The sequence below is a fragment of the Rathayibacter sp. YIM 133350 genome (assembly GCF_037404875.1).
GTDB lineage: Bacteria > Actinomycetota > Actinomycetes > Actinomycetales > Microbacteriaceae > Orlajensenia.
This window is the reverse complement of the sequence record NZ_JBBELO010000007.1, coordinates 72911-90331: the sequence shown is the minus strand read 5'-3', so window position 1 is coordinate 90331 and position 17421 is coordinate 72911. Positions and strand designations below refer to the sequence as shown.

Here is a 17421-nt window from a genome sequence, read left to right as displayed (position 1 = left end):
CAGCATCCTGCCAGCCTGCTCCGTTGGTGCTCTCTTCAATTGTGAGCAGCCCACATGTGGGCCACACCAACACTAGCAGAGACCCGCCTCAGAGGGCCTCTCGGCGCCGCGCGCGAGCGCCACGAGGGCGTCGTGCTTTGCGGCGCGGCCCTCGCCGGCGGTGTGCCCGCGCAAGCGCCGGAGCGCCCACGGCGCGGCGTGCGCGACGAGCCATCGACCCGTGGGCACGGCCGCCTCCTCCGTGGCGTGCACGCTCTCCTCGTGCACCGCCAACTCGAGGCCGCCGAGGGTCTGCGCATCCGGTACGCCGAGCATCGTTCCGGCGGTGTACGCGAGGGCGCGATGGCCACGTGAGTTCAGGTGCACGCGATCGGCGGCCCACATCTCGGGAGCGCGCAGCTGCTCGAAACTGCGCGTGTCGAGCACGATCGCGCCGGTGCCGTCGATGGCATCCACCAGCCGCTCATTGAAGGCCGCGAAGCGGGCATCCAGCGCGCCCAGGTACGGGCGACGAGGGCTGAAGGCCGTGACGACGAGCACGTCGCGGGCCGGCGCCACGAGGCGCCCGATGCCCTCGGCGAGGATGTCGGCCGTGACCCGCGGATCGACGTGCGGCTTGACGAGGTCGTTGCCGCCGACGAGTACCGAGACCAGGTCGGCTCCGAGCTCGATGGCCTGCGGCATCTGCTCGGTGATCACCTCGGCCGTGCGCCGTGAGCGCACGGCGAGATTCGCGTAGCGCAGCGGATCGGTCGCCGGTCTCGAGTACGCGAGCAGCAGGGCGAGCCGGTCGGCCCAGCCCCGGTACTGGCCGGCCGGCATCCGCGAGGTGTCGCACAGCCCTTCGGTCAGCGAGTCGCCCAGGGCGACGTAGCGCTTCCACGGCGGCTGAAGGGGCGCGCCCGCAACGGCGCCGACGGATGCGGCCTTGGCGACCGGCCGGTCGCGCAGGCTCACGGACCGCGGCCCTGAGGGGGCGGGCGAGGGAGCGGCTGTCGCTGCCGGCACGCGCGTCGCGATGGCGTCGCGGTAGTGGCCGATGAGTTCCTCGCCCAGACTGCTCCAGCTGCGATCGGCGACCGATGCCCGCGCGGCGGCTCCGAAGGCGCGGCGCTTCGCGCCGTCACCGGCGAGGTCGAGCACGCGGGCACGCAGTTCGGCGAGGTTGCCGGGTTCGTAGAGCCATCCGGTCACGCTGCTGTGCACGAGGTCGAGAGGGCCGCCGCTGCCGGTCGCGACCACGGGCACCCCGCTGGCGAGCGCTTCCTGCACGCTCTGGCAGAAGGTCTCGGTCTCGCCCGGGTGCACGAACACGTCCAGGCTCGCGAGAGCCTGCGCGAGCTCGTCACCGGCGAGGAAGCCGGTGAACAGTGCGCTGGGCAGCATCCGTTCCAGAGCGGGCCGGGAAGGTCCGTCGCCGATGACGACGAGGCGGGTACCGGGAAGGTCGGTGATCGCGCGCAGGTCCTCCACCTGCTTCTCGGCGGCGAGGCGGCCGACGTACCCCACGAGCACCTCACCGGCCGGTGCTACGGCCGCCCGCCAGCTCTCGCTTCGTCGGGCGGGCTGGAAGCGCTGCGCATCCACCCCGCGCGCCCACGTGCGGATGTGCGGCACTCCGAGCGCCTCGAGTTGGGCGACGGATGCAGTGGAGGGCGCGAGGGTCAGGGTGGCGCGGGCGTGCAGCCGCGCCACGTGCCGGGCGAGCGCTGGGGCGGCACCGGGGATGCCGTAGCGCTCGGCATACCCGGCGATATCGGTCTGGTAGATCGCCACCGTCGGCACGCCGAGGTGTTCGGCGGCGCGGACGGCCTGCCATCCGAGCACGAAGGGCGACGCGAGGTGCGCCACGTCGGGCCGGAACTGCTCGATGATGCCCGCGAGGCGACCGGCCCGGGCGAAGGTGAGGCGAACCTCGGGGTAGGAAGGCAAGGGCACGGAGCGCAACAGGGCCGTGGCGGCGCCGTGCAGGCCCTGGTCGATCGGGCCCGACTTCGGAGCGACGACGAGCGCCTCGTCGCCTCGGGATTCCAGGTGGCGCAGAACCTGCAGGAGGGAGTGCGTCACGCCATTCATGTGCGGGAGGAAGGACTCTGCGAACAGTACGACTCTCACGCCGTCAGGATGCTCGCCCGAGATGGCCGCAGGATGGCCGACAACCCCTCTCGGCGAAGGATTCACGAGGTGTACCGCTCGCGTTACCCCCGTTCCGAGGACGCCGGCGGCACGGTGTCGCTCTCCGTTCACCTGTGCGCGCTAGAACACAGTCGTGGATCAGGCGTGGCTCGAACACATCGCGGCCTCGCCGTGGCTCTACCCCGCGCTGTTCGCGCTCGTGGTGGGAGACGCCTTTCTCGTCGTACTGCCGAGCGAGACCTTCATCGTCACGCTCGGGGCCCTCTGGGCGGCGACGGGTGCTCCCTCCCCCGCGATCGTGATCCCCATCGCGGCCGCCGGAGCGCTCACCGGCGATCTCGCGTGCTTTCTTCTCGGACGAGAGGTGGGCCTGGACCGGTGGGCCTGGCAGCGGAGGGGCCGCATCGGGCGGGCCATCGACCGCGCGCGGCTCGGCATCCACCGACGCGCCGCGGTGCTCGTCTTCACCGCGCGGTACGTGCCGTTCGCGCGCATCGCGGTGAACCTCGCGGCGGGATCGAGCGGGCTCGCGCTGCGGCGCTACCTCCCGCTCTCGGCTGGGGCCGGGCTGGCGTGGGCCGTCTACAACACCGCGGTGGGCGCCACCGTGGGGGCAGCCCTCTCGGCCACCCCGTTGCTAGCCATCATCGTCTCGGTCGTCGTGGCCGTGCTCGTCGGCCTGCTCGTGGATGCGGTCTCTGCACGTCTTGCCGCCGGCAAGGCGGCGCGCGCGGCATCCGCAGCCGTTGTTCCGGCCGACACGGCGGGCCCAGCGAGCCCGTCGGGTGAGGCGTAATCTGGAGCCATGGATTCCGAACAGAAGCCCGAAGCGGCATCCGACGACGTGAAGCGCAAGTTCCGGGAGGCGCTGGAGAAGAAGAACGCGCGCTCGTCGCGGAAGGGCGAGGCGCATCTCGACGGCGGCTCGCCGATCAACCACGCGCACGGAAGCGCCGACAACCGCCAGGAGTTCCGCCGGAAGAGCGGCGGCTGAGCCCCTCGCCCCTCCGGTTCCCCGCCGCCCTTTCCGAAAAGCGAGGAGATTCCGAGAAGCGAGGCGATTTTGGCCGACACGCCGACACGCCGCCCCGAACGGACGGCGTGTCATGCGAATCTCCTCGCTTTTCGGAATCTCCTCGCTTTTCGGGGAGGCGGCCTACTGCGCTGAGAAGCCGCCCGTGACGCTGAAGCCGGCGTCGAGCGCGAACGCGTCGCGCATGTGCTGCGACCGGTCGGATGCGGCGATCAGCGGAGCGAGCTCGCTGGCGGCGCGCTCGATGCGGTCGGGCAGGGGCCGCACCGAATCCGAGACGCTGCCCCAGTCCTCAGCGGCGGCGTAGACGCCGGTCGGAACGGCAACGGCATGCAGGTAGCTGAACAGCGGCCGCAGTGCGTGGTCGAGCGCGAGCGAGTGCCGGGGCGAGCCGCCGGTCGCGCCGAGGAGCACGGGCATGCCCTCGAGCGACTTCGGGTCGAGCACGTCGATGAACGACTTGAAGAGGCCGCTGTAGCTCGCCGAGAAGATCGGGCTGACGGCGATGAGACCGTCGGCACCCGTGACCTTCTCGATGCTCGTCTCGAGGGTGGGGCTCGGGAATCCGGTGATGAGGTTGTTCGTGACGTCGCGGGCGATGTCACGCAACTCGATCACGCTCACCTCCGCCTCGACGCCGTGCACGTCGCGCAGACGGGCGACGGTGGCATCGGCAAGCCGGTCGGCGAGCAGCCGGGTCGATGAGGGCTGGCTGAGTCCCGCGGAGAGGACGGCGAGTCGCTTGGTGGTCATGCTCATGCTCCCTTCGAGACGAGACCGAACGCAGCGCCCGATCCCTTGCTTCCGGTCGACCCGGCGGATGCCGCCGCGTCGTCGGAGGCATTCGAACGGGCGGCGACGCGCTCGGCGTTGCGGCGGGCCACCATCGCCTCGTGCGTGGGACCGTCGGGCACGTGAGCGGGACGCTTGGCGTCGAGCTCGCGGCGCAGCACCGGCACGACCTCCTCGCCGAGGATGTCGAGCTGCTCGAGAACCGTCTTCAGCGGCAGGCCGGCGTGATCCATGAGGAAGAGCTGGCGCTGGTAGTCGCCGTAGTATTCCCGCATCGACATGTAGCGGTCGATGACCTCCTGAGGGCTGCCGACGGTGAGCGGCGTCATCTCGGTGAACTCCTCGAGCGAGGGTCCGTGGCCGTACACCGGCGCATTGTCGAAGTAGGGGCGGAACTCGTTCACAGCATCCTGCGACTTGGCCCGCATGAAGACCTGGCCGCCGAGGCCGACGATCGCCTGGTCGGCGCTGCCATGTCCGTAGTGCTCGAAGCGCTGGCGGTACAGCCCGATCAGGCGCATGTAGTGCTCCTTGGGCCAGAAGATGTTGTTGGCGAAGAAGCCGTCGCCGTAGTAGGCGGCCTGCTCGGCGATCTCGGGCGAACGGATGCTGCCGTGCCAGACGAACGGGGGAACCTCATCCAGCGGACGCGGCGTGGACTGGAAGCCCTGCAGCGGGGTGCGGAAGCTGCCCTGCCAGTCGACGTAGTCCTCGCGCCACAGGCGGTGCAGCAGCGCGTAGTTCTCGATGGCGAGCTCGATGCCCTGGCGGATGTCCTTGCCGAACCACGGATAGACGGGGCCGGTGTTTCCGCGGCCGAGCGTGAGGTCGACGCGGCCGTCGGCCAGGTGCTGCAGCATCGCGTAGTCCTCGGCGATCTTCACCGGGTCGTTCGTGGTGATGAGCGTCGTGGCTGTCGAGAGGATGAGCCGCTCGGTCTGGGCCGCGATGTAGGCCAGCGTGGTCGTCGGCGAGGAAGAGAAGAACGGCGGATTGTGGTGCTCACCGAGCGCGAAGACGTCCATTCCGACCTCTTCGGTCTTCTTGGCGATCTCGACGATCGCCTTGATGCGCTCGCCCTCGGTCGGCGTGCGACCCGTCGTGGGGTCCTCGGTGATGTCGCTCACCGTGAAGATGCCGAACTGCATTTCGTGGCCTCCTGGTCCACTCACCTTTTCCATGCATTTGCATGTACGGCCGATGTAACGCATCCAGGCGGAATCTATTCCCGCGGTGCGCGCATGACGTCGCCGGGCGGCATCCGCCGGGAATCACTCGAAGGCGAGCACCACTTTTCCGCGCACGTGACCGGCTTCGAGCCGTGCGTAGGCCTCCCGCACGCGCTCGACGGGAAAGACGGAATCGATGGGGAAGACGAGCCCGTCGGCGATGAGCTGGGCCATGTGCTCGAGCTCGCCGAGGTTCGCCTGGGCGCCGCCGACCTGCAGGATGCCCTCGGTCTTCTCGCTCCCGCGGCCGGCGATGGTGTTGATGCGATCGCGCGGCACGCCGAGCTCGAGGGCGAGCTCGATGCTGGCCTCTCCCTGGTTGTCGAGCACCGCCGTCACGCCCTGCGGCGCTGCGGCACGGATGCGATCGGCCGCCCCCTCGCCGTAGGTGACGGGCGTGACGCCGAGGCGTTCGAGGAACTCGTGGTTGGCCTCGCTCGCCGTGCCGATCACGCGGGCGCCTCGGCCGACGGCGAGCTGCGCGGCGAGCACGCCGACGCCGCCGGCCGCCGCCGTCACGAGCACGGTGTCGTCGGGCGTCGGATCGATGGCGCGAACGGATGCCCACGCCGTGCGACCGACGATGTCGAGCGCTCCGGCCTGCTCCCAGCTGATGCCGCGCGGCTTGCGCACGAGCTTCCCGGCGGGGACGACGGCGAAGTCGGCCTGGGCAAAGAAGCGGTGGCCGCCGAAGACCTCATCCCCCACGCTCCACCCCTCGACCCCGTCGCCGACCTCGTCGATGACGCCGGCGAAGTCGTTGCCGTTCCCGGCCGGTAGCCGCGGGCATCCGTACGCCTCGGCCACCTGCCGGAAGCGGATGATCTTCCAGTCGACGGGGTTCAGGCCCGCTGCGGCGACGCGCACACGCACCTCCCCTGGGCCGGCATGCGGCGGATCGACATGCACGACCTCGAGCACGTCCGTCGGTCCGAAGCGGTCGAACTGCACTGCGCGAGCCATGGTTCCCCCTCTCGAAGGCGCCGGGTGCGGGCGCTCCTCAAGGCTATGCGTCCGGGGCGTTGCGGCCTCAGGCGTTTGACAGTGCAGCACGGCGGATGTAGCGGCATCCGCCCGTAAACTCGAGGGATGGCTACCGTGAACCTGAACATGGAGACGTTCGAGAAGACGATCACCGATGGGGGCATCGTGCTCATCGACTACTGGGCGGAATGGTGCGGCCCGTGCCGCCAGTTCGGCCCGACGTTCGAGGCCGCCTCGGAGAAGAACCCCGACATCACCTTCGCGAAGGTCGACACCGAGGCCGAGCGTGAGATCGCGGGCGGCATGGGCATCCAGTCGATCCCGACGCTCATGGTCTTCAAGGACGGCATCGGCGTGTTCTCGCAGGCCGGAGCGCTCCCCGCACCCGTGCTCGAAGACCTCATCGGCCAGGTGCGCGACCTCGACATGGATGCGGTGCGGGCCCAGATCGCCGAGCAGGAGGCCCACGCCGAGACCGACGACGCGATCGAATCGATCGAGCGCAGCGAGCTCTAACCCGCGCGCCTGGCCCGTCCTGGCCGGATCCCCCGAAAGCGAGGCGATCTCGCGGGACTCGCCGCGTCAGCAGGCCGAAACGCCGCGTTTCGCGCGAGATCGCCTCGCTTTTCGGGATGTCCTCGCTTTTGGGAAGGGCGGGTGCCTAGGTTGCCTGCGGGCGACGGAGGAGGGCTCCCTCGGCACGCACCGTCGCCGCCGCGATCACCATCGCCTCGTCGAGCAGCTCGCGCCAACCCTCTGCATCGCCCGGCACCCCCGCGTTCACGATGCGGCGAACGGATGCCGCGAGCGTCGCGTCCCCGGCCCCCATGGTGTCGATGACCGCGCCGTCGAGGTGCGCGATGGGCGCATCCACCCGGGTTCCGTCCGCCAGTCGCACGCGCGCGCCGGCAGCGCCGGCCGTCGCCAGCACGGCTCGTGCGCCGGCCGCGCTGGCGAAGTCCTCGAGATCATCCAGGCTCGCTCCCAGCAGCAGCGCGGCGTCCTCGTCGCCGACCTTCACGAGCGTGGCACCGGCGGCGAGCCTGCGGAAGCCCTCCAGGAACGCGCCGCGGTCGCGCATCATGCCCGCACGCGGGTTCGGGTCGACGATCACCTCGTATCCGGCCGTCGCCGCAGCGAGCGCCGCCGCCTGGCCGGCGTCGTCGAAGGGGAAGCAGCTCACGACCACCGCAGGCGCCGCGGCGATCGCCTCCTTCGCCCGTCCGATGTCGAAGACGCGCTCACGGGCCGCCTCATTGAACGAATAGCGCGGCTCGCCGCCCACCCGCTCCGAGACCGCTCGGGCCGTTCCGTTCGGTGCCTCACCGGTGAGCAGCTCGACGTCGAACCGCTCGAGATAGCTGCGGATCTCGTGCCCGGCGGCATCCGTCGCCACCTGCGCCAGCAACGTGCTCGGCACGCCGAGCACCGCCAGCCCGACGGCGACGTTCAGACCGGCGCCGCCCACGAACTCGCGCGTCCCCGACTCGTCGTGGAGCTCATCGATGAGCGCATCGCCGACGACGAGAACACGCCCTCCGGCCGTCACATCAGCGCCTGCCTCACGGCCAGCCTCCCGGCGGTTCTCACTCTCGGGCACGGATCTCCCCGCTTCCCCGCGCGATGAGGCGCGTCGGCACGATCAGTCGCTCGCTCGGGGCGTCGTCGCCGTCGAGTCGGGCGAACAGCCGCTCGGCCGCGACCGCGCCGATGCGCGCAGGGTCTTGGGCGATCACGGTCAAGCCGGGCTCGATCATGTCGGCGAGCGAGATGTCATCGAAACCGACGAGCGCTGTCGTGCCCTGCAGCCCGCGGGCACGCAGGCCGCGGATCGCGCCGATCGTGATGAGGTTCTGGCCGCTGACGAGCGCGGTCGGCGGATGGTCGGACGCGAGCAGGTTGAGCGTCGCCGAGGCCGCGCTCGCCTCGTCATCCAGGCCGGCCACGACGAACTCGTCGGGCGCGTCCAGACCTGCACGCCCCATCTCCTCGATGAACCCGCGACGTCGCTCGCGCGCCGTCTGGATCTCGAGCCGATCCCCGAGATACGCGATGCGGGTGTGCCCGTGGTCGATCAGGTGGCGGGTCGCTATGGCCATGCCGGCCGCGTTGTCGCTGACGACGGCGTCCGCGACGAGGTCGACGGGCTCGCGGTCGACGAAGACGAGGGGCGTTCCGCGTTCCTGCTCGGGGAGCAGGTAGGCCTGGCTCCGCGAGATGGTGGTGAGGATGAGGCCGTCGACGCGACGACGGAGGAACGCCGAGATGCTCTCCTGCTCGCGTTCGGCCTCGTCGTCCAGGCTCGAAGCGAAGACGGCGAAGCCGCGGTCGCGCGCCGCCTCCTCCACGGCGCGGTGCAGCGCGCCGGAGAACGGGTTCTCGACGTTGCCGACGAGCAGCCCGAGCGTACGGGTGCGCCCGTCGGCCCGGCGCAGGTTTCCGGCATGCAGGTCGGGTTGGTAGTCCAGTTGCCGTGCCGCGGTCCTCACTCGCTCGATGGTGCTCGCCGACACGTTCGGCTCGCCGTTGATCACCCGGGAGACGGTCTTGATGCCCACCCCGGCGCGCGCGGCGACATCGCGCATGGTCGGCCGTTTGCGTCTGTCGGCATCCGCGTGGTCGCGGTTCGACAACGATGTCACATTCGCCTCCCATTGCCCGTGATGGTCTTGACTCTACAACAGGAATGCTCTAAACCTGAGTCTTGACATCGATGTCAGACAACGATGTCATCCACCTCGACCAAGGAGATTCCCCGATGAATCGCACAGCCCTCCGCCCGCCCGTCCGGCGACTGCTCGCCGTCGGCGTCGCGGCCACCCTCACCATCGGCACCCTCGCCGGCTGCTCCTCCGGCGGCGGCTCTTCGAGCGCCTCGGGCTCCTCCGACGACATCGGCGTCTCGCTGATCGTCAAGACCACCTCGAACCCCTTCTTCGTCGCCATGGAAGACGGTGCCAAGGCCGCGGCAAAGAAGCTCGGCGTGAACCTCACCCTGGCGGCAGGCAAGGAGGACGGCGACGAGGACACCCAGATCCAGGCGGTGGAGAACGCCATCTCGAAGGGCGACAAGGGCATCCTCATCACCCCGAATGGTCCCGGCGTCGAGGATGCGCTGACCAAGGCACGCGATGCCGGGCTCTACGTGATCGCACTCGACACCCCGCCGTCGGATCCGGATGCCGTCGACATCACGTTCGCCACCGACAACTACCTCGCCGGCCAAGACATCGGAAAGTGGACGGCGGCCAAGCTCGCCGGCAAGAAGGCCACCATCGCGATGATCGACCTGTTCGACGACAAGGTGGTCTCCGTCGACGTCAACCGCGACCAGGGGTTCCTCAACGGCATGGGCATCGACCTCGGCGACAAGGCCAAGAACGGCGATGAGAAGAAGACCGGTAGTTACAGCGGCGGCGACTACGAGATCGTCGGCAACGAGGCCTCGCAAGGCGCGGAGGACGGCGGCCGCACCGCGGCGGAGACCCTTCTGAGCCAGGACCCCGACATCAACGTCGTCTACACGATCAACGAGCCGGCTGCCTACGGCGCCTACCAGGCGTTCAAGGCCGCCGACAAGACGGACGGATTGATCGTCGTCTCGATCGACGGCGGCTGCGCCGGAGTGGACAACGTCAAGAAGGGCGTCATCGGTGCCACGAGCCAGCAGTATCCGGTGAAGATGGCCGACCTCGGAGTGCAGGCCATCTTCGACCTCGTGAAGGACGGAAAGAAGCCGGAGGTCAGCAAGGGGCTCGACTTCTACAACACGGGCGTCGCGCTCGTGACGGACGACCCGCAGGACGGCGTCGAGTCCATCGACACCGCCAAGGCGGGCGACATCTGCTGGGGCTGATCCCACCAGAGACGAATGCGGGCGGGCGGTCACTCCCCCGGGAGGAACCGTCCGCCCCGAGAACATCGGAGTTCAGCTGTGAGTCAGCACACCACGGAGCCGCCCGTCGCGACGGCCAATCTCGACCTCGCCGAGGAGTTCCTCGACCGCACCACCCCACTCAGTCGCATCCGCAACCTCCTGCATCGCTACCCGGCGATCAGCCCGGCCGTCGTGCTGGTGATCTCGATCATCGTCTTCGGCCTCCTGAACGACCGCTTCCTCAACCCCGCCAACCTCTCGCTCATCACGCAGCAGGTCGCCGTTGTCGGAACGCTCGCGATCGCACAGACGCTCATCATCCTCACGGCGGGAATCGACCTGTCGGTCGGCGCCGTGATGGTGCTGAGTTCGATGGTCATCGCCCAATCGACCGCACAGGCCGGCGTGCCGGCCGTGCTCGGCCTGCTGCTCGGCCTCCTCGTGGGCCTCGCGGCCGGGGCGTTCAACGGCTTCCTCGTCACGCGGTTCAAGCTGCCCCCGTTCATCGTCACGCTCGGCACGCTGAACGTCTTCGTCGCCCTCACGCTGCTGTACTCCGGTGGGGCGACGGTGCGTGGCGGCGAGATGCCCGACCTGCTCACCTGGACGGGCACGACCTTCGACATCGGCGGCGTGAACATCACCATCGGCGTGGTCATGATGCTCGTGCTCTACATCGTGATCGCCCTCATCCTGCAGAAGACGGCCTGGGGCCGACACGTCTACGCCGTCGGGGACGACCGCGAATCCGCCCGCCTGGCCGGCATCCGCGTCAGCCGTGTGCTCATGAGCGTCTATCTCGCCGCAGGCGCCATCCTCGCCATCGGGGCGTGGATTCAGATCGGCCGTTCGAACGCGGCCTCACCCAATGCCGGCGTCGACCTCAACCTCGACTCGATCACCGCCGTAGTGATCGGCGGAACGAGCCTCTTCGGCGGTCGCGGCACCGTCTGGGGCACCCTGCTCGGCGCCCTCATCGTCGGCGTGTTCCGTAACGGCCTCTCGCTCGCGGGCCTGGACGTGCTCTGGCAGACGTTCGCCGTGGGCGTGCTCATCATCGTCGCCGTCGCGGTCGACCAGTGGATTCGGAAGGTACGGAAATGACAATCGCAGCGGAACAGGCACCGGCATCCGGCCCCCAGGCTGAACGCTCCCCCATCCTCGAGGCGAGGCGCCTGGTGAAGACCTTCGGTCGCGTGGTCGGGCTCGACGGCGTGAGCCTGCAGCTCTACCCGGGCGAGGTGCTGGCCATCATCGGCGACAACGGCGCCGGCAAGTCGACGCTGGTCAAGTGCCTGACGGGAGCCGAGGTGCCCGACGAGGGCGAGATCTTCCTCGACGGCAAGCCCGTGCACTTCAAGCGCCCGCAGGATGCGCGAGCAGCCGGCATCGAGACCGTCTACCAGAACCTCGCGGTCTCGCCCGCACTCGACGTCGCGGCCAATCTCTACCTCGGCCGCGAGGTGCGCAAGAAGGGCATCCTCGGATCACTCTTCCGCGTGGTGGATGCGAAGGGCATGCGGGCCGCGGCGCGCGCCGAGCTCAACGAACTCGGCATCAGCACCCTTCAAGACGTCACGGTGCCGGTCGAGAACCTCTCGGGAGGCCAGCGCCAGGCGGTGGCGGTGGCGCGTGCTGCCGCCTTCGGGTCGAAGGTGGTCGTGCTCGACGAGCCGACCGCCGCGCTCGGCGTGCGCGAGTCGAACCAGGTGCTGCAACTCGTCAAGAACCTGCGTGACAAGGGAATCCCCGTGATCCTCATCAGCCACAACATGCCGCAGGTCTTCGAGGTCGCCGATCGCATCCACATCCAGAGGCTGGGAAAGCGCGCGGCGACCATCACGCCGCAATCCCACTCCATGACCGAAGCCGTGGCGATCATGACCGGAGCACAGAAGGCGTGAGCGCCGACGCCGGCGCCCCCGTGGTGCTCTTCGCGGAGTTCACAGCCCACCCGGGTCTGGCTCATCGGGTGGGCGACCTCCTCGCCGGGTTCGCGAACGACGTGCGTCGCGAGCCCGGCACCATAGCCTTCGATCCCTGCAGCCGGGCCGATGCGCCGCATCGGTTCTTCGTGTTCGAGTGCTACCGCGATCGCGCCGCCTTCCAGGCGCACCTGGACACCGAGCATGGCGCGCGCTTCAATGCGGCCCTGCGTGACCTCATCGTCGAGGACGGCTCGCAGCTCACGTTCCTGACTCCCCTTTAGGTGACATCACATCTAGGCGCCGGTGCCGGCCCGGCGGCGGGCGATCGCGTCCTCGAGCCCGCTGACATCGAGCTCGACCGTGAACGGACGAGCCGAGCCGCGGATGCGCGCGGGCACCTGGGCGAAGAGATTGGCACGGCGGAGCTCCCCGAGCTGATCGGCCCAGCGCCGCTCGACCTGGTCGGGCAGGAAGCCGACGTGGCGCACCTGGGAGCCCGCGACGAGCTGGACGCCGATGCGGTACCGCAGGCCCATCCAACGACTCGCCTTGGGAACGAGCACGGCGCTGACACGATCACCGCCGCGGGTGAGCGTCACCTCGATCGCCGCCTGGTGGCGGTGCACGTCGGCGACGGCCACGAAGGGGGCGACCTCGTCGTCGTTGTGGGCCGACTCGATGAGCGTGAGCCCGTCGAGGGTGCGCAGATTGCCCTCCGCGTCGGGGTTCGCCTTGGAACGCCGGCCCTGCACGATGAAGGCGACGACGAAGTAGACGGTCGCGACGAGTGTCAGTCCCGCGGCGATCCAGAAGGCGACCGGCGCATCCGAGGGTCGGATGGACCCGGCGACCACCACGAGCACGAAGAGCACGAGAAAGGGGAAGGGCTCCCACACCAGCAGGTTCTTGTAGCGCGGTTCCGTCACCCCTCAACGCTAGCGCGCCGGCGTGACCGGCACTGCGGCCGTCGGCGCGGCCGTCGTCAGCTCTTCTTCAGTTCCTGGGCGAACATCACGAGGATGCCGCTCGGACCACGCACGTACGTGAGCTTGTAGACGTCTTCGTAGGTCGCCACGCCGCGAAGCGGATGGCAGCCGTGCGTGGCCGCGATGGCGAGCGCCTCATCGATGTCGTCGACGGAGAACGCGACGCGGTGCATGCCGATCTCGTTCGGCAGGGTGGGGCTGGTCTGGATCGCATCCGGGTGGATGTACTCGAAGAGTTCGAGTCGGCCATGCCCGTCCGGGGTCTGGAGCACGGCGATCTTGGCGTGGTTGCCGTCGAGGCCGACGGCGGTGTCGGCCCAGGCACCGCTGATCGTGTCACGGCCCATGACCGTGAGACCGAGGTCGGTGAAGAAGGCGATCGTCGCTTCGAGGTCGCGAACGGCGATACCGACGTTCTCCAGTGTGATGGGCATGAGTCGCATGCTACCGAGCCCGCGGCACCCGCGCGCGTGCGGCTGGGCGGCGAGCGCTTCTCGAGCCATCGCGACCTCCGGTAGATTCGGGCGACTGCTCGACTCTTCCGAGCATCGTTGAAAGGGCCGCAGATGACCGACACCACCTGCCACATGTCCATCTCGCTCGACGGCTTCGTCGCCGGGCCCGACCAGAGCCTCGAGCAGGGGCTCGGCAGGCGCGGGATCGAGCTGCATCGCTGGCACATCGGCGATGAGCGCGCGAACGATGCCGACGGCATCGCCACCGGCTGGCTCATGCGCCCGCGGGGCGCGTACGTGATGGGCCGCAACATGTTCGGACCCATCCGGGGCGAGTGGGACGGCGAATGGCGAGGATGGTGGGGCGAGGAGCCGCCGTATCACGCACCGGTGTTCGTGCTCACTCATCATGCGCACGAGCCGATCCAGATGCAGGGCGGTACGACGTTCCATTTCGTGACCGAGGGCTTCGACGCAGCGTACGCCCGGGCGCTCGAGGCGGCCGGTGGGGGCGGCGTCGACATCGCGGGTGGCGCCAGCACCGTGCGTCAGGCGCTCGCTGCGGGGGTGATTGACGAGCTCACGCTCGACATCGCCCCTGTGCTGCTCGGGTCGGGCGAGCGGATCTTCGACGGCAGCGAGAGCTTCGGCTATGAGCCGGTCGAGGTGCTGCACTCGCCGTTGGCCACGCACATCCGCTACCGCCGGGCGGGCTGAGGCGCGGCCGAGCCTCGCGAGGCGCATGGGATGGCGCTCAGGCCGCCGGCGGGATGTTCTGGTTCAGGTGGAACACGTTGTCCGGGTCCCACGCGGCCTTGACCGAGCGCAGCCGGGCGAGCTTCGCGGCCGGGTAGGCGGCGCGGATGCCGGCGGCGCCCTCATCCGTGAGCACGTTGACGTACACGCCGCTCGCGAACGGCGCCAACCGCGACGCCGAGAGCCGGGCACGCTGGATGCGATCGGCATCCTCGCCGGGGTCGCTCCAGCGGGTTCCGGCGACATACTCGAAGAGCGTGTCGCGCCCTCCGAACGCGGTGTCCTCATCGGGGATCTCGGCGATCGCTCCGCCGTAGGCCTGCAGGCTCGCCGCCACGCCGGGATCGTGCTCGAGGAGCGCGTCCAGGGCGGCGTCGGGCAGCTCGCGAAAGTAGTGGCCCTTCCAGTAACGCCGCTGGGCGTGGCCTCGGATGCTGTCGTCCCGGCTCTGGAGCTCGAGATAGGACAGTTCGACGGTGCGCCGGGCGACGGGGCGCCCGAGGGCGGCGAGGTGCTCCGCGTATGCCGAGCCGGCATCCGGGTCTCCGATCCACACGAATCCGAGGCTGACGGTCTCGCCGTCCACCGTTGCCTGGAAGGTGGCCTGCCTCGGGGCGTCGTCGTTCAGGTCGCGCCAGCGTCGCAGCGCCGCGGTCGCCGCCTGCCGGGGAAAGTCGAGCTCGACGCTGAGCGCCTGCGTGCCAGCGGGATGGAGATCGAACTCGAACAGCGTGACCACGCCGAAGTTGCCTCCCCCGCCACGCAGCGCCCAGAAGAGGTCGGGGTTCACCTGCGCCGACGCGGTGAGGATTTCACCTTCCGCCGTGACGACCTCGAAGGATCGCACGTTGTCGCACGAGAGGCCGTGCTGGCGTGCCAGCCAGCCCATGCCGCCGCCGAGCGTCAGGCCGCCGACGCCGGTGTGCGACACGTTGCCCGCGGTCGTCGCGAGCCCGTGAAGCTGACTCGCGCGGTCGAGCGCCCCGAGGAGCGCACCACCCTGCACCTGCGCCCGGCGACGCGCGGGGTCCACGCGCACCGCGGCGAGGGGCGTGAGGTCGATCATGAGGCCGTCGTGCGGCACGGCGAGTCCGACGACGCTGTGGCCTCCGCAGCGCACCCCGATCTCGAGGTCGTCGTCCCGAGCGGCGCGCACCGCCGCCTGAACATCGGCGACGCTCGCGCACTGCACGATCGCGCGCGGCCGATGATCGATCATCGCGTTCCAGACGGTGCGCGCGTCGTCGTAACCGTCCTCGCCGGGCAGCAGCACCCGTCCATCGAGTTCCACGCCCGAGAGGATGCGGTTCATCGCCCCGCTCCCTGAGTCAGTCGCCGGCGTTGCCAGGCGTGCACGTCGCTCACCCATTCCCATCCGGGCGAGGCGGCCGGCCCGATCCGCAGGTCGGTGGCATCCTCATTCCTCCGCAACGCCTCCACGTACGCGCGATCCCGCTCGATGCGCGCGAGCATGTCGTCGCCGTCGCCGATGGACCCGTGGCCCGGAACGACGACGCTCACCTCGCCCGCCACGCCCTCGAGCAGCCGCAGGGCGGCGAGGTAGTCCTCGATCGGATCCACGGCGTCGAGGTCGAGTATGGGAACGAGCACGTCGGAGAGCATGTCGCCGGCGACGAGCACGCCCCTGCCCTCGACCAGCAGGGCCGCATGGCCCTCGGCATGCGCCTGATGCTCGATGATCCGGATGCGCGGGCCCTCCCACGGCAGGAGGGCAGCCTCCTCGGGCAGGGCGGTGATGCGCCCCAGCAGCTCCATCGGGATGTCGTCGGCGAACTCCGGCGGCAGCACCTGCGCCACCCGGGACTCCCAGTCCGACGTGGAGAGCAGCGCGGCCAACGAGGCGGCGCAGCGGGCGGTGCCGTACCGCGGCGCATCGCCGAAGCCGGGATGCCAGAGCGCGTGATCCCAATCGGGATGCGTGCTGAAGCCCGCGACGACGGGCCGGCTCTGGTCGCGCAGGTCGCCCGCAATGGCCGCCAACTCGCCGCGCGTGATGCCCGGATCGACGAGCAGGACACCCGCCTCACCCTGCACGATGACGGCGTTGCTCTGGATGCACGCGCTCTCGTGCACCTGGACGCCCTCGGCGATGCGCCTGATCATCAGCGGCGCCTCTGCACGATGTGGGCGACCGCCTGGGCGCCGGCGATCCGCCGGTCGAGGGACACGTTCATCGTGTACACGAGACCAAGGTAGACCCGCGGGTCGGTGAAGCCACAGCGTTCAGGCCGTCTGAGTTCAGGTCGTCTGGCCCTCGAGCAGGATCGTCGTGATCGAGGAGATGACGCCGTCGTGCACCGTGATGACGTCGATGCCGCGCACGACCGGCTCGCCTTCCGGCCCGAACGCCCACGGGAGCGCGCCCGTGCCGTCGGAGACGTAGCGGTGGCCGTCCTCGGCGAATACGAAGGTCTCGGGGGCACCCTCGAGCAGAGCGGCGGCCTTCTCGAGCACGGCGTCGCGACCCTCGAGCCTGCCCTCGGGATCGAGGAAGACGACATCAGGGGCGTAGGCGCTCTCGGCCGTCGCGCGTCGTGTGGTCGCGTCGCGGTTCCCGAAGATCCCGTGCAGGTTCGCGTCGAGCAACTCGGAGGTGTTCACGCCGGCGCCCCTCAGGCCGTCTGGCCGGCGTGCGCGCCCTCGGCGATCTCCTCGACGAGTTTGGTCGTGAAAGCCGGCAGGTCGTCGGGCTTGCGGCTGGAGACCAGGCCGTTGTCGACGTGCACCTCTTTGTCGACCCACGTCGCCCCGGCATTCCGCAGGTCGCTCTGCAGCGTGGGCCAGGAGGTGAGGGTGCGACCGGATGCCACGCCCGCGTCGATCAGTATCCAGCCACCGTGACAGATCACGCCGACCGGCTTGTGCTCTTCGAAGAAGCCCCGCACGAACTGCTGCGCCTTCTCCTCGATGCGCAGCGCATCGCCGTTGACCACGCCGCCCGGCAGCACGAGGGCGTCGAAGTCGTTCGCGGCGAGCGTTCCCACGACCGCATCGACCGGGAAGGTGTCGCCCTTGTCGACGTGGTTGAAGCCCTGCACCTCGCCTTCCTGCAACGAGACGAGCGTCGCCGATGCTCCCGCATCCGTCACCGCCTGCCACGGCGCGGTGAACTCCACCTGCTCCACGCCATCCGTCATCAGGAACGCGACCCGCTTGCCATCCAGTTCGTTCGCCATGCGTCCTCCTCCTCCTTGGTCTCGGAATGCTCAGGAGTTTCGACGCTA

Annotated in this window: 20 protein-coding genes; 8 read left to right on the top strand and 12 right to left on the bottom strand. The window is 69.6% G+C overall.

Features of this window, described 5'->3' with window-relative positions; translation table 11 throughout:
• Window positions 1-72 precede the first annotated feature (72 nt).
• Window positions 73-2115: a glycosyltransferase gene (locus tag WDJ51_RS01385; RefSeq protein ID WP_337850628.1), complete on the bottom strand. Its 2043-nt coding sequence runs from the start codon at window positions 2113-2115 to the stop codon at window positions 73-75.
• 154 nt (window positions 2116-2269) lie between these two features.
• On the opposite strand from WDJ51_RS01385, the gene WDJ51_RS01380 reads away from it, so the two are divergent.
• Window positions 2270-2932 carry a DedA family protein gene (locus WDJ51_RS01380; protein WP_337850627.1) on the top strand — a complete coding sequence of 221 codons (663 nt, stop codon included), beginning with the start codon at window positions 2270-2272 and terminating at the stop codon, window positions 2930-2932.
• A gap of 9 nt (window positions 2933-2941) precedes the next feature.
• A complete protein-coding gene (locus WDJ51_RS01375; protein ID WP_337850626.1) occupies window positions 2942-3130 on the top strand; it encodes a DUF5302 domain-containing protein in 189 nt (62 codons plus the stop codon).
• 162 nt (window positions 3131-3292) lie between these two features.
• Here WDJ51_RS01375 and WDJ51_RS01370 read toward each other — a convergent pair whose 3' ends face one another.
• From WDJ51_RS01370 to WDJ51_RS01360, 3 genes are all read right to left on the bottom strand, one after another.
• Window positions 3293-3922, bottom strand: a complete 630-nt coding sequence (locus WDJ51_RS01370) for an FMN reductase (RefSeq protein WP_337850625.1) — start codon at window positions 3920-3922, stop codon at window positions 3293-3295.
• Window positions 3923-3924: 2 nt separating this feature from the next.
• Window positions 3925-5109, bottom strand: a complete 1185-nt coding sequence (locus tag WDJ51_RS01365) for an LLM class flavin-dependent oxidoreductase (RefSeq protein ID WP_337850624.1) — start codon at window positions 5107-5109, stop codon at window positions 3925-3927.
• Between the two features lie 123 nt (window positions 5110-5232).
• Entirely contained in the window at window positions 5233-6153 is a 921-nt protein-coding gene (locus tag WDJ51_RS01360) for an NADP-dependent oxidoreductase (protein ID WP_337850623.1), read from the bottom strand.
• A 126-nt stretch (window positions 6154-6279) separates the two neighbouring features.
• On the opposite strand from WDJ51_RS01360, the gene trxA reads away from it, so the two are divergent.
• Complete coding sequence (gene trxA / locus WDJ51_RS01355; protein WP_337850622.1) at window positions 6280-6690, top strand: thioredoxin; 411 nt, start codon at window positions 6280-6282, stop codon at window positions 6688-6690.
• 145 nt (window positions 6691-6835) lie between these two features.
• Here trxA and WDJ51_RS01350 read toward each other — a convergent pair whose 3' ends face one another.
• Together WDJ51_RS01350 and WDJ51_RS01345 are read right to left on the bottom strand one after the other, a co-directional pair.
• Window positions 6836-7774, bottom strand: coding sequence for a PfkB family carbohydrate kinase (locus WDJ51_RS01350; RefSeq protein WP_337850621.1), 939 nt, complete (start codon window positions 7772-7774; stop codon window positions 6836-6838).
• The gene (locus WDJ51_RS01345; protein WP_337850688.1) at window positions 7761-8759 is read right to left on the bottom strand and encodes a LacI family DNA-binding transcriptional regulator; all 999 of its coding nucleotides are present in this window, start codon (window positions 8757-8759) and stop codon (window positions 7761-7763) included. The genes WDJ51_RS01350 and WDJ51_RS01345 overlap by 14 nt, the downstream gene beginning before the upstream one ends.
• Window positions 8760-8932: 173 nt before the next feature.
• Between WDJ51_RS01345 and WDJ51_RS01340 the strand changes: the two genes are divergently transcribed.
• The 4 genes from WDJ51_RS01340 to WDJ51_RS01325 all read left to right on the top strand — a co-directional run bounded on the left by WDJ51_RS01340 (window position 8933) and on the right by WDJ51_RS01325 (window position 12260).
• Complete coding sequence (locus WDJ51_RS01340) at window positions 8933-10030, top strand: substrate-binding domain-containing protein (RefSeq protein WP_337850620.1); 1098 nt, start codon at window positions 8933-8935, stop codon at window positions 10028-10030.
• A 78-nt stretch (window positions 10031-10108) separates the two neighbouring features.
• The gene (locus tag WDJ51_RS01335; protein WP_337850619.1) at window positions 10109-11155 is read left to right on the top strand and encodes an ABC transporter permease; all 1047 of its coding nucleotides are present in this window, start codon (window positions 10109-10111) and stop codon (window positions 11153-11155) included.
• A complete protein-coding gene (locus WDJ51_RS01330) occupies window positions 11152-11955 on the top strand; it encodes an ATP-binding cassette domain-containing protein (protein WP_337850618.1) in 804 nt (267 codons plus the stop codon). The genes WDJ51_RS01335 and WDJ51_RS01330 overlap by 4 nt, the downstream gene beginning before the upstream one ends.
• Entirely contained in the window at window positions 11952-12260 is a 309-nt protein-coding gene (locus WDJ51_RS01325; RefSeq protein WP_337850617.1) for a putative quinol monooxygenase, read from the top strand. The genes WDJ51_RS01330 and WDJ51_RS01325 overlap by 4 nt, the downstream gene beginning before the upstream one ends.
• A 12-nt stretch (window positions 12261-12272) precedes the next feature.
• On the opposite strand, the gene WDJ51_RS01320 is transcribed toward WDJ51_RS01325, so the two are convergent.
• A complete protein-coding gene (locus WDJ51_RS01320; RefSeq protein WP_337850616.1) occupies window positions 12273-12905 on the bottom strand; it encodes a hypothetical protein in 633 nt (210 codons plus the stop codon).
• Between the two features lie 56 nt (window positions 12906-12961).
• The gene (locus tag WDJ51_RS01315; protein WP_337850615.1) at window positions 12962-13399 is read right to left on the bottom strand and encodes a VOC family protein; all 438 of its coding nucleotides are present in this window, start codon (window positions 13397-13399) and stop codon (window positions 12962-12964) included.
• A 132-nt stretch (window positions 13400-13531) separates the two neighbouring features.
• Here WDJ51_RS01315 and WDJ51_RS01310 point away from each other — a divergent pair, with 132 nt between their 5' ends.
• Window positions 13532-14137 (top strand): dihydrofolate reductase family protein, encoded by a 606-nt coding sequence (locus WDJ51_RS01310; protein ID WP_337850614.1) that lies wholly within the window; start codon window positions 13532-13534, stop codon window positions 14135-14137.
• A 37-nt stretch (window positions 14138-14174) separates the two neighbouring features.
• Here WDJ51_RS01310 and WDJ51_RS01305 read toward each other — a convergent pair whose 3' ends face one another.
• From WDJ51_RS01305 to WDJ51_RS01290, 4 genes are all read right to left on the bottom strand, one after another.
• Window positions 14175-15488 carry an FAD-binding oxidoreductase gene (locus WDJ51_RS01305; RefSeq protein ID WP_337850613.1) on the bottom strand — a complete coding sequence of 438 codons (1314 nt, stop codon included), beginning with the start codon at window positions 15486-15488 and terminating at the stop codon, window positions 14175-14177.
• A complete protein-coding gene (locus WDJ51_RS01300) occupies window positions 15485-16300 on the bottom strand; it encodes an MBL fold metallo-hydrolase (protein ID WP_337850612.1) in 816 nt (271 codons plus the stop codon). The genes WDJ51_RS01305 and WDJ51_RS01300 overlap by 4 nt, the downstream gene beginning before the upstream one ends.
• Window positions 16301-16435: 135 nt before the next feature.
• Window positions 16436-16798: a nuclear transport factor 2 family protein gene (locus tag WDJ51_RS01295; RefSeq protein ID WP_337850611.1), complete on the bottom strand. Its 363-nt coding sequence runs from the start codon at window positions 16796-16798 to the stop codon at window positions 16436-16438.
• A gap of 11 nt (window positions 16799-16809) precedes the next feature.
• Window positions 16810-17373, bottom strand: coding sequence for a type 1 glutamine amidotransferase domain-containing protein (locus WDJ51_RS01290; protein ID WP_337850610.1), 564 nt, complete (start codon window positions 17371-17373; stop codon window positions 16810-16812).
• Between the last annotated feature and the right edge of the window lie 48 nt (window positions 17374-17421).